This window comes from Marinococcus sp. LNHM4E3-1 (assembly GCF_056034405.1).
In genome coordinates this window covers 63791-84972 of the sequence record NZ_JBQLID010000002.1, presented here as the reverse complement: position 1 = coordinate 84972, position 21182 = coordinate 63791, and the positions used below count along the sequence as shown (strand labels likewise).

Annotated in this window: 20 protein-coding genes and 1 riboswitch; of the genes, 9 read left to right on the top strand and 11 right to left on the bottom strand. The window is 47.1% G+C overall.

Annotated features, from left to right (window positions below):
• The first annotated feature begins 73 nt into the window (after nucleotides 1-73).
• From ACTRXI_RS02510 to ACTRXI_RS02500, 3 genes are all read left to right on the top strand, one after another.
• On the top strand, nucleotides 74-1279 hold the full coding sequence (locus ACTRXI_RS02510) for an ornithine--oxo-acid transaminase (protein ID WP_474260921.1): 1206 nt from the start codon (nucleotides 74-76) through the stop codon (nucleotides 1277-1279).
• A gap of 17 nt (nucleotides 1280-1296) precedes the next feature.
• Nucleotides 1297-2844, top strand: a complete 1548-nt coding sequence (gene pruA / locus ACTRXI_RS02505; protein ID WP_474260920.1) for an L-glutamate gamma-semialdehyde dehydrogenase — start codon at nucleotides 1297-1299, stop codon at nucleotides 2842-2844.
• Between the two features lie 183 nt (nucleotides 2845-3027).
• Nucleotides 3028-4257: a dicarboxylate/amino acid:cation symporter gene (locus ACTRXI_RS02500; RefSeq protein WP_474260919.1), complete on the top strand. Its 1230-nt coding sequence runs from the start codon at nucleotides 3028-3030 to the stop codon at nucleotides 4255-4257.
• 39 nt (nucleotides 4258-4296) lie between these two features.
• Here ACTRXI_RS02500 and ACTRXI_RS02495 read toward each other — a convergent pair whose 3' ends face one another.
• Nucleotides 4297-4620, bottom strand: a complete 324-nt coding sequence (locus tag ACTRXI_RS02495; RefSeq protein WP_474260918.1) for a 2Fe-2S iron-sulfur cluster-binding protein — start codon at nucleotides 4618-4620, stop codon at nucleotides 4297-4299.
• A 107-nt stretch (nucleotides 4621-4727) separates the two neighbouring features.
• Nucleotides 4728-5318 carry a protein-L-isoaspartate(D-aspartate) O-methyltransferase gene (locus tag ACTRXI_RS02490; RefSeq protein WP_474260917.1) on the bottom strand — a complete coding sequence of 197 codons (591 nt, stop codon included), beginning with the start codon at nucleotides 5316-5318 and terminating at the stop codon, nucleotides 4728-4730.
• A 201-nt stretch (nucleotides 5319-5519) separates the two neighbouring features.
• Here ACTRXI_RS02490 and trxA point away from each other — a divergent pair, with 201 nt between their 5' ends.
• Nucleotides 5520-5834 carry a thioredoxin gene (gene trxA, locus ACTRXI_RS02485; RefSeq protein WP_322526643.1) on the top strand — a complete coding sequence of 105 codons (315 nt, stop codon included), beginning with the start codon at nucleotides 5520-5522 and terminating at the stop codon, nucleotides 5832-5834.
• Between the two features lie 51 nt (nucleotides 5835-5885).
• Here the strand turns inward: trxA and ACTRXI_RS02480 are convergent, their stop codons facing one another.
• Complete coding sequence (locus tag ACTRXI_RS02480; RefSeq protein ID WP_474260916.1) at nucleotides 5886-6848, bottom strand: bile acid:sodium symporter family protein; 963 nt, start codon at nucleotides 6846-6848, stop codon at nucleotides 5886-5888.
• A gap of 237 nt (nucleotides 6849-7085) precedes the next feature.
• Between ACTRXI_RS02480 and ACTRXI_RS02475 the strand changes: the two genes are divergently transcribed.
• Nucleotides 7086-7814, top strand: coding sequence for a YwaF family protein (locus tag ACTRXI_RS02475; RefSeq protein WP_474260915.1), 729 nt, complete (start codon nucleotides 7086-7088; stop codon nucleotides 7812-7814).
• Between the two features lie 11 nt (nucleotides 7815-7825).
• Here the strand turns inward: ACTRXI_RS02475 and ACTRXI_RS02470 are convergent, their stop codons facing one another.
• Entirely contained in the window at nucleotides 7826-9298 is a 1473-nt protein-coding gene (locus ACTRXI_RS02470) for a phospholipase D family protein (protein WP_474260914.1), read from the bottom strand.
• A 719-nt stretch (nucleotides 9299-10017) separates the two neighbouring features.
• Here ACTRXI_RS02470 and ACTRXI_RS02465 point away from each other — a divergent pair.
• Complete coding sequence (locus tag ACTRXI_RS02465) at nucleotides 10018-11010, top strand: C40 family peptidase (RefSeq protein ID WP_474260913.1); 993 nt, start codon at nucleotides 10018-10020, stop codon at nucleotides 11008-11010.
• A gap of 73 nt (nucleotides 11011-11083) precedes the next feature.
• Here the strand turns inward: ACTRXI_RS02465 and ACTRXI_RS02460 are convergent, their stop codons facing one another.
• Nucleotides 11084-11932, bottom strand: coding sequence for a Cof-type HAD-IIB family hydrolase (locus ACTRXI_RS02460; RefSeq protein WP_474260912.1), 849 nt, complete (start codon nucleotides 11930-11932; stop codon nucleotides 11084-11086).
• A gap of 181 nt (nucleotides 11933-12113) precedes the next feature.
• Here ACTRXI_RS02460 and ACTRXI_RS02455 point away from each other — a divergent pair, with 181 nt between their 5' ends.
• A complete protein-coding gene (locus tag ACTRXI_RS02455) occupies nucleotides 12114-12557 on the top strand; it encodes an ASCH domain-containing protein (protein ID WP_474261137.1) in 444 nt (147 codons plus the stop codon).
• Between the two features lie 48 nt (nucleotides 12558-12605).
• Here ACTRXI_RS02455 and ACTRXI_RS02450 read toward each other — a convergent pair whose 3' ends face one another.
• Nucleotides 12606-12893, bottom strand: coding sequence for a putative quinol monooxygenase (locus tag ACTRXI_RS02450; RefSeq protein WP_474260911.1), 288 nt, complete (start codon nucleotides 12891-12893; stop codon nucleotides 12606-12608).
• A 173-nt stretch (nucleotides 12894-13066) separates the two neighbouring features.
• Between ACTRXI_RS02450 and ACTRXI_RS02445 the strand changes: the two genes are divergently transcribed.
• Complete coding sequence (locus ACTRXI_RS02445) at nucleotides 13067-14740, top strand: M20/M25/M40 family metallo-hydrolase (protein WP_474260910.1); 1674 nt, start codon at nucleotides 13067-13069, stop codon at nucleotides 14738-14740.
• Between the two features lie 42 nt (nucleotides 14741-14782).
• Here ACTRXI_RS02445 and ACTRXI_RS02440 read toward each other — a convergent pair whose 3' ends face one another.
• Nucleotides 14783-15253 carry an N-acetyltransferase family protein gene (locus ACTRXI_RS02440; RefSeq protein ID WP_474260909.1) on the bottom strand — a complete coding sequence of 157 codons (471 nt, stop codon included), beginning with the start codon at nucleotides 15251-15253 and terminating at the stop codon, nucleotides 14783-14785.
• Between the two features lie 21 nt (nucleotides 15254-15274).
• Nucleotides 15275-17014, bottom strand: a complete 1740-nt coding sequence (gene ade, locus ACTRXI_RS02435) for an adenine deaminase (RefSeq protein ID WP_474260908.1) — start codon at nucleotides 17012-17014, stop codon at nucleotides 15275-15277.
• 74 nt (nucleotides 17015-17088) lie between these two features.
• Nucleotides 17089-17188: riboswitch (purine riboswitch) on the bottom strand.
• Nucleotides 17189-17329: 141 nt separating this feature from the next.
• Between ade and ACTRXI_RS02430 the strand changes: the two genes are divergently transcribed.
• Entirely contained in the window at nucleotides 17330-17833 is a 504-nt protein-coding gene (locus ACTRXI_RS02430) for a VOC family protein (RefSeq protein ID WP_474260907.1), read from the top strand.
• A 42-nt stretch (nucleotides 17834-17875) separates the two neighbouring features.
• On the opposite strand, the gene ACTRXI_RS02425 is transcribed toward ACTRXI_RS02430, so the two are convergent.
• The 3 genes from ACTRXI_RS02425 to ACTRXI_RS02415 all read right to left on the bottom strand — a co-directional run bounded on the left by ACTRXI_RS02425 (nucleotide 17876) and on the right by ACTRXI_RS02415 (nucleotide 21127).
• On the bottom strand, nucleotides 17876-19579 hold the full coding sequence (locus ACTRXI_RS02425) for a methyl-accepting chemotaxis protein (RefSeq protein ID WP_474260906.1): 1704 nt from the start codon (nucleotides 19577-19579) through the stop codon (nucleotides 17876-17878).
• Between the two features lie 131 nt (nucleotides 19580-19710).
• The gene (locus tag ACTRXI_RS02420) at nucleotides 19711-20238 is read right to left on the bottom strand and encodes a D-lyxose/D-mannose family sugar isomerase (protein ID WP_474260905.1); all 528 of its coding nucleotides are present in this window, start codon (nucleotides 20236-20238) and stop codon (nucleotides 19711-19713) included.
• Between the two features lie 19 nt (nucleotides 20239-20257).
• On the bottom strand, nucleotides 20258-21127 hold the full coding sequence (locus ACTRXI_RS02415; protein WP_474260904.1) for an SDR family oxidoreductase: 870 nt from the start codon (nucleotides 21125-21127) through the stop codon (nucleotides 20258-20260).
• Nucleotides 21128-21182 lie beyond the last annotated feature (55 nt).

Here is a 21182-nt window from a genome sequence, read left to right as displayed (position 1 = left end):
GCTGTAGGCGCCTTCTGAAGTTGGCACGGTTCTTGCAACTTTTACAGTAACCTTACTTTAGGAGTGGGTATGCATGACAGAAACAATGTCTTCGAGTCAGATCATCGATCAAAACGATAAACACGGTGCCCGGAATTACACACCGCTTCCCATTGTTATTACTGAAGCGGAGGGTATATGGGTGAAGGATCCGGAGGGCCGCTCCTATATTGACATGCTGAGTGCATACTCCGCTGTTAATCAGGGCCACCGCCACCCCAAAATTATACAGGCCCTGAAAGATCAGGCCGACCGGGTGACGCTTACCTCACGGGCATTTCATAATGATCAGCTTGCTCCTTTTTATGACAAAGTGTCAGCCTTAACCAACAAGAACATGGTACTCCCCATGAATACCGGGGCAGAAGCAGTAGAAACAGCAGTCAAAGCGATCCGCCGCTGGGGCTACGAAAAGAAAGGGATTCCGGAAGGGCGTGCGGAAATTATTGCATGCGAAGGAAACTTTCATGGACGTACGATGAGCGCTGTCTCCCTTTCTTCGGAAGAGGAATACAAACGGGGCTTCGGCCCGATGCTCCCGGGTATTAAAATCTTACCGTACGGGGATCTCAAGGCGCTCGAAAAAGCCATTACCCCTCATACAGCTGGATTTTTAGTTGAGCCCATTCAGGGGGAAGCCGGAATTATAATACCCCCTGAAGGATTTCTGCAGCAGGCGTCCGAGCTGTGCCAGGCCCATCAGGTGCTGTTTGCCGCTGATGAAATTCAATCCGGTCTCGGACGCGCCGGTAAAATGTTCGCCTGCGACTGGGACGGGGTTACTCCTGATATATACATTCTCGGAAAAGCACTGGGCGGCGGCGTTTTCCCTATATCATGCGTAGCTGCTAACGAGGATATCCTTGGCGTGTTCACCCCGGGATCCCACGGATCTACATTCGGCGGCAATCCCCTCGCCTGTGCAGTGGCGGCTGCTTCTCTTGACGTGATCGAAGAGCAGCAGCTTGCCGCCCGTTCACTTGAACTCGGAGAGCATTTTAAACGCAGGCTTGCCTCTATCATAAACCCTCATATTAAAGAGGTACGGGGCAGAGGGCTGTTTATCGGCATAGAACTCGATATTCCGGCGCGTGCCTGCTGCGAGCAGCTAAAAGACAAAGGAATTCTCTGTAAAGAAACACACGATACTGTTATCCGCTTCGCCCCGCCGCTCGTTATTTCACAGCAGGATCTGGACTGGGCGGCTGAACGAATTGAAGAAGTGCTTACTGAACTTTAATAATAGGAGGCTTTCAAATGTATACAGCGTACCGTCATGAACCCTTTACCGATTTTACGGATGAAAAGAACCGAAAGGAATTTGCAGAGGCAATAAAAGAAGTGGAAAAAAACCTCGGTCAGGACTATCCGCTGATTATTGGCGGTGAGCGGATTATCACTGGGGAAAAGCTTGTTTCCATCAACCCTGCCAATAAAAAGGAAGTCGTCGGAAGTGTTTCCAAAGCCAATCCCGCATTAATTAATCAGGCATTCGATGCCGCAAGCGAAGCGTTTCAGTCCTGGAGAACGACAAGTGCTGATGCACGTGCGGAGGTCATGTTCCGGGCAGCTGCAAAAATGCGCCGGCGGAAGCATGAATTGTCGGCTACGCTCGTGAAAGAAGGCGGCAAGCCCTGGAAGGAAGCAGATGCCGATGTGGCCGAAGCTATTGATTTCGTCGAATATTATGCCCGCCAAATGCTTGAGCTGAAAAACGGCAAAGCGATTAACAGCCGGGAAGGAGAGTACAATCAATATGTGTACCAGCCGCTCGGTGTGGCTGTTACGATTCCGCCATGGAATTTCGCCTGCGCGATCATGGTCGGGACAACGGTCGCCCCGTTGGTGACGGGCAACACCGTTTTGTTAAAGCCGGCCGAGCCGACCCCTGTCATTGCTGCGAAGTTTGTGGACATTCTGATTGAATCCGGCGTGCCGGACGGCGTCATTAACTTCGTACCCGGTGAACCCGAAGAAATCGGCGACCACCTCGTGGACCATCCGAAAACAGCACTCATCAGCTTCACCGGCTCTCGTGCCACCGGCACACGTTTGTACAAAAAAGCCGCCGAGATTCAGGAAGGCCAGCAGCATTTAAAGCGGGTCATCGTTGAAATGGGCGGCAAAGATACAATCGTCGTCGACAGCGAAGCAGATCTCGACACCGCCGCTGAGGCCATCATTGCTTCCGCCTACGGATTTTCCGGCCAGAAATGCTCGGCAGGCTCCAGGGTCGTCGCTCACCAGGACGTGTACGACGAAGTTCTGAGCAAAGTGGAAAAGCAGGCCAAAGCTTTATCCGTCGGGGATCCAACTTCCTATGACAACTACATGGGCCCTGTCGTCAATCAGAAAGCATTTGATAAAATCACCGGCTATATTGATATCGGCAAGCAGGAAGGACGGCTTGTGGCTGGAGGAAAGAGTGACGACTCCAAAGGATACTTCATTGACCCAACCGTCTTTGCCGATCTGGACCCGAAAGCACGAATCATGCAGGAAGAAATTTTTGGCCCGGTCGTCGCTTTTACGAAAGCGTCCTCCTACGAAGAAGCCATTGATATTGCGAACAATACCGAATACGGCTTAACCGGGGCAGTCATCTCCAATAACATCGACCGTCTGGAATACGCCAAGCTGCATTTCCACGTCGGCAATCTTTATTTCAACCGTAACTGCACCGGTGCCATCGTCGGCTACCACCCATTTGGCGGCTTCAAAATGTCCGGCACGGATGCCAAAGCCGGCGGCCCGGATTACCTCATTCAGCACCTGCATCCAAAAACCATCAGTCAAATGCTTTAAAATGGCTAGTTGTGCTGTCTTATATCTTTTACAAAAGAGTTTTCTCCAACGCGGGAAAACTCTTTTTTATCGTTAATCTCATCCCTCACCTGAGCGTTCATTTTGACAGAAGCATCTGTTTGCTTTAGTTTTTATAATGTTGATTAAACCGATAAGAATTTATTAATAAAGGAGGTTCAACTGGTGAAACACTTGATGAAGCGTTACTTTGATGTGTCGCTGATTGCCAAAATCACAACTGCTCTTATTGCCGGTATCGCTGCAGGTTTTATTTTCGGTGAAGACGCCGCCGTGCTCGCCCCTATCGGCGACCTTATGCTTCGGCTGCTTCAATTTATTATAGTTCCGTTGATTTTATTTACACTGATTGTCGGGGTTAATCAGACTACTATTGGTGGTCTCGGCCGGATGGGAGGCAAAGTATTCATTTATTACCTTCTTACCTCTGCTTTAGCTATCGTGGTAGGCACCTCTGTCGCCAGTCTTTTCAACCCTGGCACCGGCACTACGCTGGATGGGAGCGAAAGCTTTGATACACCGGAAAACCCCGGAGTTACAGAGGTTATATTAAATATCGTTCCTGATAATATCGCCGTAGCCTTTACGGAGATGAATCTTCTGGGCATTATTTTTACCGCCTTTGCTTTTGGCATTGCTTTAACTTATCTGCGTTCATCCTCAAGCTATAAAGAAATGGGCGAGCGTCTGTACCGCGGGGCAGAAGCCTTAAACGAACTTACGCTCACCGTTATGAAAGGCATTTTACAGTTCATCCCCTTCGGCATTTTTGCTATTATCGCTGAAATTGTAGGCAGTCAGGGAGCAAATACGCTTCTCTCCCTCGGTAATTTTATACTCGTGCTGTACATTGCCCTTGCAGTACAGCTTGGCCTTTATATTGTCTTTCTTTTAGCTGCCAAAACTAATCTGGGCGCCTTTTTCCGGGAAGCACGCACCCCTATGCTCACGGCCTTCGTCACTCAAAGCAGCTCAGGCACCCTTCCTCTCACGTTAAACGCTGCACGTGATCTTAGATTAAAGCAGAGCCTTTACGGCTTCAGTCTGCCTCTTGGAGCGACGATTAACATGGATGGGGCCGCCATCCGGGTCGCTGTTTCCGCCGTTTTCGCAGCAAACGTCGTAGGCGAGCCGCTCAGCTTTGTGGCCATTCTCCAAATTGTAATTGTCGGCACACTGGCTACGGTTGGTACCGCCGGAGTTCCCGGGGCTGGCATTATTATGATTGCCACCGTTTTTGCCCAGGTCGGTCTCCCGATGGAAGCAGTAGCACTTTTAACCGCAGTTGATGTACTTGTCGGTATGGGAGCAACAGCTTTAAACGTTACCGGGGACCTCGTCGGAACGAAGCTGATCAACAAAACAGAAAAAACGGGCGATGCTGCCGGAAAATAGCATAAAGCCGCGGCCTCATGGAGGATCCGCGGCTTTATTTTAATCCACCGGGCGTCTTCCCGGCTCCATATCAGAATTGGAGGCCGTCATGACTGGTGTTACCGTCAGGTCGGAATACACCCGGTTTTGACAGGAGAGCCTGATATTTTCATCAGTAATGTCTTTGTTTTCGAGAATCGCGGCTTCTGGAGCTTCCTTCGGCCCGAGTTCTCCTTCATTTACTTCACATCTGCAGGTGGTGCACCTGGCGTTCCCGCCGCAGCGGTGCAGAATATCAACACCATTGTCTTCAAGCGCAAGCACTAATTTTTTTCCTTCTTCCACTTCAAATGTACCGTAGCCTTTTACATTAACTGTTGGCATAATAAACCTCCTCTTTGAAATAAAATGCACGTAAAGCGTAACACAATGAAAAACAGCAAGCCTAATCATCCTTTAATCAGCTGCCCCTTTATGCCTTCCGCATTTTATCACGTTTCTTCATCCTGCTTGAGCGGTACAAACGCTACATATTCGACTACAGAGGAGTTCACTTCTCCCTGACTGTTTTTTTCTATAAGCAGCAGTTCCTGCCCCATTCGGCCGCCTACCGGCACGATCATTTTCCCGGGAGCTGCCAGCTGCCCGACCAGGGACTCCGGCACAGTTTTAGCTGCTGCTGTTACCATAATACGATCGTACGGCGCATGCTCCGGCCAGCCTTTACTGCCGTCACCCAGGCGATACTTAATATTCGTAAACCCTGCTTCCTGCAGGCGCTCCCGGGCCCTTTCCTGCAGCGGTAAAATCCGTTCGACTGTATAGATCTGTTCAGCAAAAGCTGCTAATAGAGCCGTCTGGTAGCCGGAGCCCGTACCAATCTCGAGCACCCTGGAAACGGCATCAACGTCCAGCTCCAGCGTCATTTTCAATACAAGCGATGGCTGGGAGATGGTTTGTCCGTGCCCAATCGATAAAGCCTGATCCCAATTTGCAAGATTTTTGTCTGTATCCATATAAAAACTGCGGTCCATTGCCCGAAAGTAGCTTCGTATTTCTTTATCCCTGTCTTTTTTTGACATGGCGGCCTCCTTTCTTCGTATGTTCCCGAATACATACTCTTTGAGAGCTTTCTTGCTTATATTCTTTTCCCGCATGCTTCATTTTCCATTCCTTCTCTTGAAAAAATTGAACGATCCAAGCATACTTTTAGACAAATAGGGTTATTCGTACTACGATTACTCTATACTCGCAATGAAGCGAAATGAAGGAGGTACTCATCAATGGCTATTGTACACGTATCAGACCAGGACTTTTCCGAACAGATTTCCGAAGGTGTCGTTCTAACTGACTTTTGGGCACCTTGGTGCGGACCCTGCAAGATGATTGCTCCGGTTCTCGAAGAAATTAACGAAGAAATCGGCGACAATGTCAAAATTGCTAAATTAAACGTTGACGAAAATCAGGAAACTGCCGGTAAATACGGCGTTATGAGCATTCCAACACTCATGATTTTCAAGGACGGCGAAATGGTAGAACAAATCGTCGGCTTCCAGCCGAAGGACCAGCTTCAGGGTCTGCTTGAAAAACACATGTAATTTTTCTTTATTAAAAATCCCGCGCTCGATATGAGCACGGGATTTTTTCTCTTACTTATAGTGCTTCCACTCTTTTTCCTTTACAGCCTCTTCCCTCTTCTGGCTTTTTCTCCCCCACCAGGACACGAGCAGCGGCCCGGAGATATTATGCCAGACGGAAAAAATAGCGCTTGGAAGCGCAGCAAGCGGCGTGAAGTGGACCGTGGCCAACTGGGTGCCAAGCCCGGAATTCTGCATTCCTACCTCAATAGATACCGCCCTCCGTTTTGTTTCGTCTAATCCCACCAGCTTCGCCGTTACATAGCCAAGGGCCAAACCAAAGCTGTTATGAAGCACAACCGCTGCAAAAACCAATAGTCCGGTTGCAGCAATATTTTCCTGATTTGCTCCCACGACCCCGGCTACAATAGCAATAATTGCTGCCATAGATACAATTGGAAGCGCCTGAACGCTTTTTTCCACTGTTTTTGGAAACAGTTGTTTAATAATTAAGCCGAGCGCGATAGGTATAATAATGACCTGGAAAATGGACAAGAACATTGCCAGCGGGTCCACCGGCAGCCACTCATTTGCAAACACCAATAGAGCAAACGGTGTCAGAAGAGGAGCGAGCAGCGTCGACACTGTCGTCATAGCAACCGATACCGGAAGGTCCCCTTTGGCCAGATAAACCATAACATTCGAGGCTGTTCCTCCCGGACACGCGCCTACAAGTACGAGACCTGCCGCTATTTCCGGCGGAAGCTGCAGAACCAGGGCAATGATAAAGGCCGCAAGCGGCATAATAACGAACTGTGCAATCACCCCGGTCAGCACCGGCAGCGGCTTTTTCGCCACAATACGGAAATCGGAAAGGTTTAGCGTGAGCCCCATGCCAAACATGATGATCCCGAGTAAAATAGTTATGTAGCCGGTAATTCCTACAAATGCATCCGGCAGCAGATAAGCAATGAACGCAACAACTAACACAAAAACAGCAAAATATTTATTTACAAATATATTCAGGCTGTTCATTCTCCCACCCCATTATTTTCTCTAAATTATGAAATATTTAGCATTTTAACGCTATTACACTAATATTTCAATACTTTAGTGTAAAAAAGGAAAAGGAATACTTTGTTTTTCCTTTACACTATTTATTATTGAAACCAGGCCTGCCCCTGGAGTCGTTTGTTTAAAGAAGAGTGGCTGAGGGAATCCTTCGGCAACGTGTTTACTGATAAAAGAAAAACAATTAGGAGGGGATGAAACGTGTGGTGGTGGAAATTTAATCATGACGGTCCAGCCTTTGAACCTTTTGGTACCGGGCAGCTTATGGTATGGCTTTTTCTCGCCCTCGCCTGTATTGGTCTTATACTTTTTCAAAGCTACCTTCGGCGCGAGCCCTTAGCAAGAAAGACGATAAAGTGGTTTATCATTTCCACCTTCCTCCTTGGACAACTGGCCCTGCAGCTTTTTTATATTACAAACGGCATTTGGAACCCGCGGTTTTCACTTCCACTTAAAGTCAGCGATCTGGCCTGGATAGCAGTCGTTATTATGCTTATAACCGGCAGCCGCTTCTGGACGGCATTCGCGTTTTATGCCGGTACCTCAAGCGCCCTGCTTACTATAGTGTTTCCGGACATGGAACGCTACGGCTTTCCCCATTTTCGGTTTCTTCACTTTTTTATTACACATGCGCTGATTGTGGCAGGCGTTGTTTATCAGCTCGTTGTAAAGCGTACGTTTATTTCCTTTCGTTCCTTGTTTGTCGTTTGGGGAGCCTTGAACGTTGCTGCCGTGGCGGCATTTTTGGTAAACCTCTATTTCGACGCCAATTACATGTATTTAATGGAAAAACCAGCGTCTCCTTCCCCTTACGATTTCTTCGGCCCATGGCCCTATTATTTGCTCACGCTTCAAGCGATAGCGTTAACTGCGTTTCTATGCCTGTACGCAGGGTATCGCTTCGTCCTGAAAAAGTTTCTGCTTTTTTAATTTTTCTGTGTTTAAAACGAAGACATTCCACTCCATTCCTGCAGCCGGTAACGCCAATAAAGCAAACGGGAATCATTTTTATATTTTGTGTAATCCAGCGTGTGCGTGCCATTAGAATTATTCCACAGCCGATGATAATAATCCCGTACGCCTTTCAAGGCTTCCGACTCATTACTGCCGGTAACTACAACATCAGTTTCCAAATTGTAATTATTCAAATTTCTTTTTGTCAGGTTCGCTGATCCACCAATAACTACTGTCTCCTCAGCCTTTTCCATCATCATCATTTTGGCATGATACTGTACCCCATCGGCATGATACCAGCGTATGTTAATACGGCCATTTGATTTCTCCACGAGCTCGTTAGCTGCCGGCTGATTGGGTATGCCTATTTTTTCGCTTCCAAAAGCCTCTTCGTTTATATCCATAATAATATCAATATCAGCGCCACGGTCAGCGGCCCCGATGAGCGCTTCGATGACGTCGCGGTCCGCTAAATAAAACATTCCCATACGTAATTTCCCGTCCATGGGTAATTCGCGTATTTCTCTCAGCACCCGCTCTTTAATTTTGCGCTCTGTTAACAGCTGAACCTCGTACTTCCCGTTTTCTTCCGGCACTTCCACTTTAGAGATGAACGAATCGAATTTTTCCCCTGAGCGGCCCGCCATTTCCACTACTTCTTTTTCTGTTTTCAATAAATCCTTCAGCACAGCTCCTCTGACTTCAAAGCCTGTATTTGCATGATATCCGCTGGCATCGTGAGGATTAGCTGAAGTAACCATTCCTGCCTTTTCTGTAACAAGCGTTTTCCGGTGATTGGCTTTAAAGTTTAAAATTTCCAGATAAGAATGAAGCGTTACATCGGGAGCGTTACTCGTGAAAAAGTTAGGTAGCCATCCCCTCCCCTGGTTTTCAAACCACTGAACAAAAGTCCGGTAAAACCATGAGTAAAACGGATTCGAATCCCTTAATGCGTCCAGCTCCGTAAAAATGACTTCAATGCCGCTCCTTTCGAGCCGCTGAAAATGTTCAGGCGTATAAGCCCCGTAAAAAGTGTTAACCGGGTCAGTTATAACCACTATTTCTATGTCCGGCTCCGCTTCTTTTTTGTCGATTAACGCCTCCGACAAACGCCTCGTTAAAGGGAGGAAATCCACTCCCGCTTCATGGTCGCTGTTAAAGTAGAACATGTCCATCACGATAAACTGGTCCGCTTCTTCAATGTTCCGGATCACTGTATCAAATATTTCTTGTTCTGCCACCTGTGACTCTGTGGAGGAAACGTAGGTATGATCCTCCAAAAAAAGAACATGGTCTGTACGATGCTTTCGCCCCTCATAGGAGACATTCGCAGGCAGGGGCTTATTGCTTCCATAAACAGCGGCCGCGACTACAGCTGAAATAGTGCTGAGTAAAGCCACCAGCATCCACTTCTTTCTAAGAGCGTCTCTCTGAAATATTTTCGGAATTTCTCTTTTCATAACAGTGCTCCTTTTATTGGTTTCGCTTCTCCAATCTTTCTTTAACTAAAATTTTCTGCCAACGAACATTACTGTCTGCCTTTCTCTCTGAACCTTCAATTAGTTTCTTATTCCCGACAGGTTAAATATCAAAATGTAGTTTCTGTATATTCTATTTATAAAAAAGATAATTGGATAGCTACTGGATTATTGCAAAAATAAAACATGCATATTTAACACTTATTATGATTATTCATTTTATATTACGAAAACATTACAAGTATATTACTGTTCACCTTCAAAGGTTTTACTCATTTCCCTTAATAATTGCATGAAAAACGTCATATTACAGTTCGCTTCCATTTTTATACATAGTCTTTTTTACCCAAATAACAGCCTTTAGATTCATTTATTAAAAATTCAAAATATTAATAAAGCAATTGAAATTTTTTGCTTTGATTATTTCAGAATTCCTTTTATAAAAGCCTTTTTATTAAAACTATATTACAAAACTTACACATTATTGAATTGTCTCTCACATTCTTATAGAATTGGGTTTATAGAAAAACACATACTAAAGACTCACAAAAATACATTTAGGAGGTGCAGCTTCACTTCGCTACATCCATTATCCTGTCTACTACTTATACTTATAAATTCCAGTATTCATATCGAAAAACTCATCATTATACTCCTACATATATTAAGACAGCGGATGACCAAGCAGGTGAACACACATAATGAAAAAATACTTATTCGGAACAGCAGTAACAGCAGGAGTACTATTCGCAGGCCCCCAGGCAGCGGATGCAGCAATTGATGATCATGGTTCTTTATCCTATGGTGATGTCAACTCCTCCGTAAATGACCTTCAGGAAGCGTTAAAAGAAGAAGGATACTTTGAAGGCTACACCGGCTCCCGTTTCGGCCCTAAAACACTTCAGGCCGTAAAGGACTTCCAGTCTGCAGAAGGAATTTCCTCTCCTGCCGGCAGCTATTATGGCGTAGCGGGACCTTCGACCCAGGGAGCATTAATGGACGTAATTGGTTCCAGCTCTTCATCGAACACATCGAGCAGCTCGAACTCCACTTCCATTGGAAGCCACGGGTCTTTATCTTACGGCGATCGTAATTCTTCCGTAAACGCTCTTCAAAAGAAATTAAAGGAGCACGGCTTTTTCGAGGGCTACACCGGCTCCCGTTTCGGTCCTAAAACACTTCAGGCCGTGAAGGATTTCCAGTCCGCCACAGGTCTTTCGTCTCCTTCCGGCAGCTACTACGGTGTAGCAGGGCCATCTACGCAGAGCGCTCTGATGGATTACGACGGTTCCTCTGCGAGCAGCTCGAGCAGCAATGAACAGGTAGCCGGCGTTTCAACTGGCACTGGTTCAGACATTGTAAGCACAGCGAAGCAGTACATGGGCACTCCTTATGTTTGGGGCGGAGAATCACCTAGCGGTTTTGACTGCAGCGGTTTTATTAACTACGTATATGATAAGCACGGCAAAAGCATGCCGCGTACAGTTGCATCCATTTACAGTGCAAGCACAAAGGTTTCCAGCCCGTCTGTTGGCGACATCGTTTTCTTTGATACACGAGGCGGCGCATCACACGCAGGTATTTATGTTGGAAACAACGAATTTATCCACGCAGGTGCTTCCACCGGCGTTACTGTTTCAAGCATGAATAGTTCCTACTGGGGCCCGCGTTACATGGGCGCCGGCCAAATTTAAACAGTACCAGCACCAAGAGCCAGAAGATCCCTATAGAAGGGTTCTCCTGGCTTTTTATTTTTTTGCTGGATATTTAAAAATAATTTTCAAGAGCGTACGCCACTCCATTTTCCATATAGCTTTTAGTCACGTAATCCCCGGCCTCAATCACTTCTTCCACCGCATTTCCCATCGCAACACTGGTACCGGCGACTTCAAACATTGGCAGATCATTTAAGTTGTCCCCGATAGCTGCTGTGTTTTCGAGCGGCACTCCCATTTCTTCTGCCATACGGCGCAAAGCGTACCCTTTGCTTACGCTTGGGTGGGCGATTTCAAGCTTTGTAATTCCCGAAGACGTCAGAGAAACGTCTGTGCGCGGGGCCAGCCGGTCCCTCAGTTTTTTTAATCTTTTCCGGTCAAAGGACAATACAAATATTTTGTATATTTCTGCCGTTGCCGGGTTCACGTCCCGGTAGTCTTTCATATAGCCCGTGCCGTGCTGGGCATACTGGATGCCCATCTCCTCTTCCGACCAGGCTTCTGTTACCTCTTCGTCCTCTTCCTGTACGTTTCGCACTTCTGCTCTCAGCCGCTCCTTCCCCTCTTTCAGCAGTATTACTCCCTGGTTCGTATATATCTCGTAGTACCATTTTTCATTTTCAAGCTCGGGGAGCAGCTCTTCCGTAATCCCTTCAGGCATGACCAGCTGATCAATGCTCTCCCCGTCCTGGTACGTCCACGCTCCGTTTCCAACCATCATCGGGCAGTCCAATCCAGCGCGCTTCAAAATATCCTCAGTGTCCTGCAGCGACCTTCCTGAGCAGACAGCTACTGTATCTCCGTTTTCCTGTGCGGCCTTTATCGCCTTCACATTTTCTGCACTGATGGAACGATCTTTTTTAATGAGTGTCCCGTCTAAATCAACAGCGATTAGCTTCATTTCTGTTTTCCTCCAATGTAAGAACGATATAAATCTTTCTTATTTACTTTTATCATAAACTTTTAACGGTGTCGCGAATAAATTTACAGGAGGATTCTATTAATATGCTCTTCAAAGTTATATATTCCTGCAGAAGTATGTTTTAATGAAAGAAAGACCATCACAGAAACGGGGAGTTGCAATGAACCAGGCAGCAGATACTTATTGGAAGAATTTTTGGCAGCAGCGAAACGAGGCCCCTCCCGAACAGGTAACAGCCTGGTCCTTTGGCGTGGATCCCGATGAGCTCGCAGAGCTTGTCGTCTCCGGAATCAAAACGGCTACATGTTCTGCTTACATGTTTTATGAGATAGAAAATGAACCTCTTCCTTCGATAGGGGACTACAGCATCGTTTTAAACAGAGCCGGCGATCCGGTATGTATTATCCAAACCACCAGTGTCAAAATTATGCCGATGAACGAGGTGCCCAAAGAATTTGCTGAGGCTGAAGGGGAAGGAGATCGTTCATATGAGTATTGGTGGAATGCACATGAACAATTTTTTACCGAAGCGCTCGAAGAGGTTGGAGAAATATTCCGGGAGGATATGACGGTCGTATGTGAACGGTTCGAAGTAGTGAAATAAGGAAAAACCAGTAAAAAAGAAGCTGTCGGCAAACAGCTTCTTTTTCGTTTATTCTACGGGCTTTAATTTATACACTTCTCTTGATATGACGAGATTTTCTGTGTTTTCCCGATAGGCCTGATAATGCTCGGTCTGAATATGCTGCTGCACGGCTTCTTCATCCTTCCACTGCTCTGAAAAGATAAATACCCCGTCCTGTGCTTCTGATTCATAAAGAACATATTCTATGCAGCCCGCTTCTGCCCGCGAAGGAGCCAGCACCTTTTTCAGCTCTGTTTTCAATGCTTCCTCTTTTCCCGGATCTGCCTGCAGAAATGCTTTAATGGTTACTGTCATACTTTCTCCTCCTTTATATAGTTATTATACGGCTCTCCTGCCTGTTTCTGCACGATTCAGGACTTGAGGCACAAAATAATCTTTCGCAGGAAAATTCACTTCTTTGCTTACTTTGGAAGATTCATACAGTAGAATAAGAAACAACAGCAATTATTGCGGCGAGGTGATCAGCAGTGTACGAAAATTTAAAATCTCTTACCATAGCAAAACAGGCGGAATATCTTACAGAATATCTGGTGGAGTGGAACAGTGTGAACGCTTCAGATGGAGAAGTATCTATCGCCCGGGAGCTCTACCGCATCCTGCGTACGTTTCCTTATTTTCAACAGTTCCCCGAACGCGTCTGGCTGGAGCCGGTTCACGGGGACCCTCACGGACGCCAGAATGTGTTTGCCTTTATTAAAGGACTGCCTTCTTCAGCCCAGACAATTCTTTATCATTCCCACATCGATACTGTAGGCATCGAAGATTACGGAAACATTAAACATCAGGCCTGTTCGCCGAAAGAACTGCTCCCTTACTTTCAAGGCTATACAAATGATCCTGAAGTGCATGCAGACGCCCTAAGCGGGGACTGGATGTTTGGCCGGGGATCTGTTGATATGAAAAGCGGCATCGCCGTGCATATTGTAAATCTGCTTTATTTCTCGGAGCAACCGGAAGAGCTCGAAGGTAATATTCTGCTTTTACTGAATCCCGATGAAGAAAGCGAGCACTGCGGCCTCATCGGCGCGCTCCCTGTTCTTCGTGATTTAAAGCGTTCCCACGGCCTACAGTACCTGCTCGCAATTAATAACGACTTTATCGCCCCTCTGTATGAAGGGGATACTACAAAATATATCTATACAGGAACCGCCGGAAAACTGCTGCCTGCCTTTTTCGTTTTTGGGCGCGAAGTGCACGTCGGTGATACGCTTGCCGGCGTAGACCCCAATTTCGTTGCCGCTAAACTGACGGAGCGCATTCACAACAATTATGATTTAACCGAGCATATTCCCGGGGAACTGATTCTGCCTCCGACATGTCTTTATCAGCGTGATACGAAGGAAAGCTACACTGTTCAGACTGCTTCAGGCAGCCGTGTGTATTTTAATTATTTTTTATACGAAACCACCGCAGAGCAGGTGACCGAACAAATGCTGCAGGCAGCCAGAAGGGCAGCGGAAGAATCGGAGCAGTACTTTGCTTCTCAATACGATAGATACATCGAGGTGACCGGCATGCCTCCGAAAAATATTTCCTGGGAAATAGACGTTAAGACGTATGAAAACTACCGCCTTGAGTTAGAACAAAAGGGACTCGACACGCAGGCAGCCATTCAAAAACGGCTGTCTGAAACAGCAGGCATGGACCTCCGGCTGCGAAGCTTTGAACTAGTGCACGCTCTGCGTGAGCTTGACCCGGATAAAACACCGCAGATCATTTTCTTCTACGCTCCGCCGTTTCTGCCGCACAATTATTTAACAGACACCAATAGCCGGCACCGGAAAATGAAGACATTCCTCTCCTTTATTCTGCAGAACAACTCGGCCAGTACCGGAGAAATATTTGAGATGCGCAATTTCTTTCCCTATTTATCCGATGGCAGCTTTTTATCCATTCAGGAGTCGGATGCGGAGCTGGAGCCGCTGCTGAAAAACTTGCCGGAGGGAGACACTCTTTATCCGGTGCCGGTCAATGCTATAAAACAGCTGAATATCTCCTCCATCAATATGGGTGTTTACGGAAAAGATGGGCATAAATGGACCGAGAGAGTCTACAAGCCATACTCCTTTCACGTTCTCCCCGGCTTGATCCGGGAGACCACTACCCGGATTCTGCGCGAATTTGCCGCTGTAAAAGAATAAATAGCGAAAGCCGGCTCTCCGTAAAAAGAGAGGCCGGCTGTTTTACAGCTGTTTTTCAAAAAGAATGCGATCCTGCTCTTCTCCGTCGTAGTCAGTATGTACCGGAAGCCCGTTCTCCACTTTATCACCCGTCACCAGGTTAAATCCCATCGCCTGATGAAAAGCCACTGAGCCTTCATTATCAGGAGACGTCACCGCCCGGACGATGCGGCGGCCTTCATCAAGTGCGCAGTCAAAAAAAGCTTCGTACAAGCCTTCCGCGATACCTTCTCCCCGGTTATGCGGATGAACACCGGCGAAATGTATATATGCCTCTTTATCTCTTGTCTGAGATAAAAACCCGACAAGAAAACCTGTCATCCGGCCGTTCACTTCTGCAATAAAGCTTGTTTCCTGAAAATGGTCAAACAGAAACTTCGGCAGCTTACCGGCCATATCTCTTCCGCCCCACCATTCGTTAATAACCTGTTTAACCTTATAGTAATCCCTGGTCTGGGCTCTGCGTATGTGCATGTATACCTCCTCCGTTTCAGTTTATGAATGCTCAGCCTCCACCTTCACGTGTGAAAATGAGCGGAAATCAAACAATCCTTTTGCCGTCATTTTCAGCTCCGGAATCACCGGGAGAGCTAAAAAGGAGAGAGTCAGAAATGGATCGAAATCCCGCGGCGCCCCGAGAGAATCAAGAGCCTGATTCAACAGGTTCAGCCGTTCATATACCTCCTCCCACGGTTCTTCTGCCATTAAGCCCGCGACAGAAAGCGGGAGCGAAGCTGATACTTGTTCTTCCTGCACTACAGCCATTCCTCCATTTGACTCTATCACATGTCTGACAGCCGCCAAAATGTCTTTATCTGACGTGCCGGCGGCAATAATATTGTGAGAATCATGGGAAATGGTGGTCGCAATCGCTCCGGATTTAAGATCGAGCCCTTTAACAATACCAACACCGATATTTTCGCTGGCAGTGTGTCTTTCTATGACTGCTATTTTCAGCTGGTCTGCCTCAGTAGAAATACAAAAATGATCGTCTTCCACAGTTACTTGTTCCTTACGCTCTTTAGTCACTATACTGTTTGGTACAATTTCGATTAAACGACAAAAATCCGAAGCAAGCGGCAGAGCGAGATGATTAGCTTTTACTTCACCTGTATTTATTCCCGGAAGCGATGCTGCAGAAGCCCCTCGCTCCGTTTCTTCCAGTGGCCGGACGTTCGCACTAACCACACGCCCTTTTTTGTATACATTATGGATATTGAATCCTTCAAGATCATCCAGCAGCACAAAGTCAGCCTGATACCCCGGTGCTACCGCTCCGAGGTGTTGAAGACCGAAGCATTCAGCGGCGTTTAATGTCACCATCTGCACAGCCGTCACAGGATCAAGCCCTTTACGGACTGCACGCCTCACAATATGGTCCACACTCCCCTCCTCCACTAAATCATCCACCAGCTTATCGTCGGTAACAAACAGGCACCTTCTCGCGTTCCTTGCCGTAATTGCTGGAAACAGCGCGTCTAAATCTTTAGCGACGGTCCCCTCCCGGATCATTAGATACATTCCAAGATCGAGACGCTTTTTTGCTTCTGCAGCTGTAACACTTTCATGGTCTGTGCGAATGCCTGCAGCCATAAAAACATTGAGGCCTTCGGCCGTAAGTCCGGCGGCGTGACCATCTATGGCCTTTCCTTCTGCAGCACCAATAAGCAGCTTCTCCATCATTGCATCCTTTCCTTCTGCCACAGCCGGGAAGTCCATAACCTCGGCCAGACCCAGCACCTCGGGGTTGTTGATAAATGGCAGGAGGTGCTCTGCTTCCAGGATCGCTCCGTTGCTTTCAAACGGTGCTGCCGGGACACATGAAGGAAGCATCACAAACATATCAAGCTCCGTGCGCGCAGCGTCTTCTATCATGTACTCAATGCCACTAGCACCAGCCACATTGGCAATTTCGTGCGGGTCGGTCACTACCGCAGTCACACCGTGGGAGAGCACGACATTTCCAAATTCCCGGGGGGTCAGAAGGGAGCTTTCAATGTGGACATGACCATCAATCATACCAGGAATCATTATTTTCCCCTTCGCATCAATTACTTCCTGTCCATCATAGGAACCGATGCCTGCAAAGTACCCGTCAACGATGGCCACGTCTCCCTCCATCATTTCACCTGTAAACACATTCACGATCGATGCGTTTCTGACGACTGTGTCTGCAGGCTTTTGTCCTCCGGCTACTGCTATACGGTTTTTCAGCATTTCTTTTGTAGTTTTCATTTTTGCTCCTCTCCATTTTGTTTTTTGAAAAAAAGTCCCGGATCCGGCAATAAAAAAATCCTGATCACAAAGACATGCCGGAGCATTTTCTTTGTAATCAGGATTTTACGGTTCCTGGTAGAGACCCCCGTACCATATTAACAGGGTTATACAGTGACTAATTATTACTTATTTTATCCAAAAGGACAGCCGCCTTCAACTCCCCTGCTATATTTTCTGACACCCCTCTTTCTGTACTGCTTTTAACAAAGCAATCGAGAAGAAATACTCCCTCGAGGGGTACGGTATGATTTACGTATAAGGAGGCGAAAGCTGATGACTCAAATCCAAAAAATCACGCCCAATCTTTGGTTCAGCAATAATGCTGAGGAAGCGGTGGACTTCTACACCGGTATTTTTCCTGATTCCAGAATAAAAAGGGTGGCGCGTTATGGAAAGGAAGGATATGACATTCACGGTATGCCCGAAGGCACCGTTCTGACAATTGAATTCGCTCTGGCAGACCAGGAATTCATTGCTTTAAACGGCGGGGACCAGCCATTTACATTTGATGAATCAATTTCTTTTATCGTCAACTGCAGCAACCAGGAAGAAGTGGATTATTACTGGGAGCACCTTTCCGCCGGAGGTGATGAAAAGGCGCAGGTGTGCGGCTGGCTGAAAGATAAATACGGCGTTTCCTGGCAGGTTGTTCCTGAAATACTAAGCAAATATTTAACCGACACTGACCCTGCCAAAGCAGCGAACGTCATGAAGGTAATGCTCCGGATGAAAAAGTTAAATATTCGCTCTCTTGAAAGGGCTTATGAGAATGCGTAAAAGCACCGGAGCCCTGGGCTTCCGGTGCTTCTTTTGCTGATCTTAAACCTTGAATGAGCGTACGGACTGCCCAAGCTCTTCTGCCATATGTGCAAGGGTGCTTGATGCAGATGATATCTCCTGCATGGAAGCGTTCTGCTCTTCAGAGGAGGCAGCAACATTCTGCGTGTGCTCCATGGACTGGTCGGCGATATCAGCGACAGCCTGGACAGAATGCATCAATGCTTCTGCCCGGGCCGTCATCTGCTCTACAGCTGCTGAGGATTCCTCGAGCTGAACCGCGATGTCTTTAGTTGACACTGAAATCGACTGGAAGGCACTCTCCGCCTCTTTTACCTGACGGATTCCTCCTTCTACGGCTTCTTTCCCATCCTCCATCGATGTGACCGATTCCTGGATGTCTGCCTGGATATCTTTAATAAGCGAGCCAATCTGACTCGCGGAACTGCCGGACTGCTCCGCAAGCTTCCGCACTTCTTCAGCTACTACTGCAAACCCCTGGCCGCTTTCCCCGGCGCGTGCAGCTTCAATAGCTGCGTTTAACGCAAGGAGGTTGGTCTGATTGGCGATATTGGTGATCAGCGAAATAATATCATTTATCTGGCCGGACTTGTTTTCCAATTGATGAATAAACGTCGCAGTATAGTTTGTTTTGTCCTGAATCAATGACATCTGCCCAAGCGTCTGTTGTATAACCCGCGAGCCGTTCTCCGCCGTTTCGACATTTATCGACGATGATTCATTAATTGCATAGATATTTCCTGATATACGATCCATGCCGCCGGAAATTTCGGCGACCAGTGATTTTGTTTCTCCCATGCTCCGGGCCTGGTTTTCTGCCCCGCTGGATACTTCCTGGACCGCACGGGACACTTCGTCCGCGGCCGAGCTTGTTTCCTCCGCACTCGCACTAAACTGCTCAGAGGAAGCCGCTACCTGCTCAGAAGTATCTAAAATTTGTTTTACAAGCGCGCTTAAATTTTCCCGCATTTGATTGTATCCTGCTGTCAGTCGGCCTATTTCATCATCTGAAGGGTCTGAAAGCTCTGTGGTGAAATCTCCCTGCCCCGCTGCTGTCAGGGCGCCGGTCACTCGTCCAAGTCTTTTGGATACCCTGCGTGAAAATAAAAATACGCCCCCAATCGCTGCGATGCCGGTGATCATTAAAACAATTAAAAAGGTAATGAGGGCGTTGCCGGTAATTTCATCAAGTATTTCCTGCGAAGCACCTACATACCACATGCCGATAGGCTCTCCCGCTTCATTGTAAATGGGCTCATACGCTGTTTGATAGCTCGTGCCCACTACGTCTGCTTCTCCTGTATACATTGCTTCATCCTGCAGCACCGTTTCCACCACTTCATCTGAAGCCTGCGTTCCGACAGCACGCTCTCCGTCAAGCATCACGTTTGTCGTTACACGTGTGTCATTCATGAAAATAGTTACGGTCCCCCCGGTCATTTCCCCGATGAAATCAACAATACCGGTGTTTCCGCTGATGGTCGTTTCCCCTTTCATTAAATTCCCATCTTCAATACGCCACTCGCCGGGATATTCACTGTTTATGTATTCATAGCCTAAATTTAAATCGGAAACCGCTTTTTCTACAGCTGTTTCTTCCACACCCTTTTTTATCTGATCAAACGTAATAAAACCAATCACAATAGAAAAACCAATCAGAACTGCAGCCATAATTATGTTCAGCTTCGTGCCAAGCTTAAGCTTTTGTATTAATCTTTTCACCATTTTCCTCCTTAAACTAATGTCTTACTATTATTATCGTAATAACCACCGCATAGTTTATAGGGAAAATGGATTTTTATGGATAATTAAAAACCTCCAGCCAATACGGCTGAAGGGATGAATGAGGCATTCGATTAAATATCTTTATGCGTGAAAATATCATGCTCATCAGTGCTCGTCGAGGAGTACTCCGCGGTTACGGCTCCCTCTTCTCCTGCCTGGAACCAATGCTTTGTATTTGGAGGGATCGTGTATTGATCCCCTGCTGTTAGTATTACTTCGCGGGCTGCTGTAAACTGATCTCTGTCCTGTTCCGGGGGCTTCGCCTTTGGATTTGGAGTCGCTTCTCCTTCTACATACAAATAAACGGTGCCAAATTTACAGCGAAATGTTTCCTGCTTTCCCGGATCTCCTGATTCTACTGGCGGATGAAGATGCTCCGGACACGTCTGGCGCGGAAAGAGCACCCATTCTTTAGCGCAGTACCGGTCCGTATTAATATACACGAACAGCTGCAGACCCAGTTCGTCCAGGCGCCCGAGACCGAAATCATTAATCTGAATCTTCCGTATTTCTTCATCTTTCAGCTTAATATCTGCCAACCGGAAGTAGTCATTTACTTTTCTCTGAACTTCAATTTCTGTTAAATCACTCAGCTTCATGCGGTTCCTCCTGATTCTCTTAAGATGATGTGTACATTCCGCCGTTCACATGAATGCACTGGCCGGTCATATAGGAGCCTTCATCCGACGCAAGCAGCACATAAGGACCCATCAGTTCCGACGGCTGGCCCGGACGTCCCATCGGGGCTGAGGTTCCGAATTCCGCCACCGAATCTTCGTCGAATGTAGACGGGATCAGCGGCGTCCAGATTGGCCCCGGCGCTACCATATTCACCCGGATACCTTTACCGACAAGGTTGGCTGCCATACTTCGGGTAAAGCCGTTAATGGCACCTTTGGTGGAGGTGTAATCAATAAGGTTCGGGTTGCCCGTGTATGGATTAATGGAGGTAGTGTTAATGATAGAGCTTCCTTCTTTTAAATGAGGAATCGCAAACTTGGTCATATGAAAGACTGAATATACATTGGTTTTGAACGTTTTATCCCATTGTTCCAGCGAAATGTCCTGCAAATCGCTCGTTGGAAATTGAATCGCAGAATTATTTACAAGAATATCGAGTTTGCCGAATTTATCCAATGTCTTTTCAATCAACGATTTGCACGTCTCTTCCTCCGAAACATCGCCGGGCAGAAGCAAGGCCTGCACGCCTTCGTTCTCAATCAGTTTTTTCGTTTCATCGGCGTCACTCTGCTCTTCCTCCAGATAATTAATCACTACATGGGCGCCTTCCTTTGCATAGGCAATCGCCACTGCGCGGCCGATACCGCTGTCCCCACCGGTGATCAATGCCACCCGGTCTGTAAGCTTTCCGCTCCCTTTGTAATCGAGAGGCTGGATTGGCAATGGGGTCATCTCTGATTCAATGCCCGGCTGTTCCGGCTGGCTTTGCTTCGGCTGTCCACCCAGCTGCTGTTTATTAATATCCATCTATATCAGTGCTCCTTTTCATTGTTAAGGTAATACTTCTTTTAGTTACCTGCTG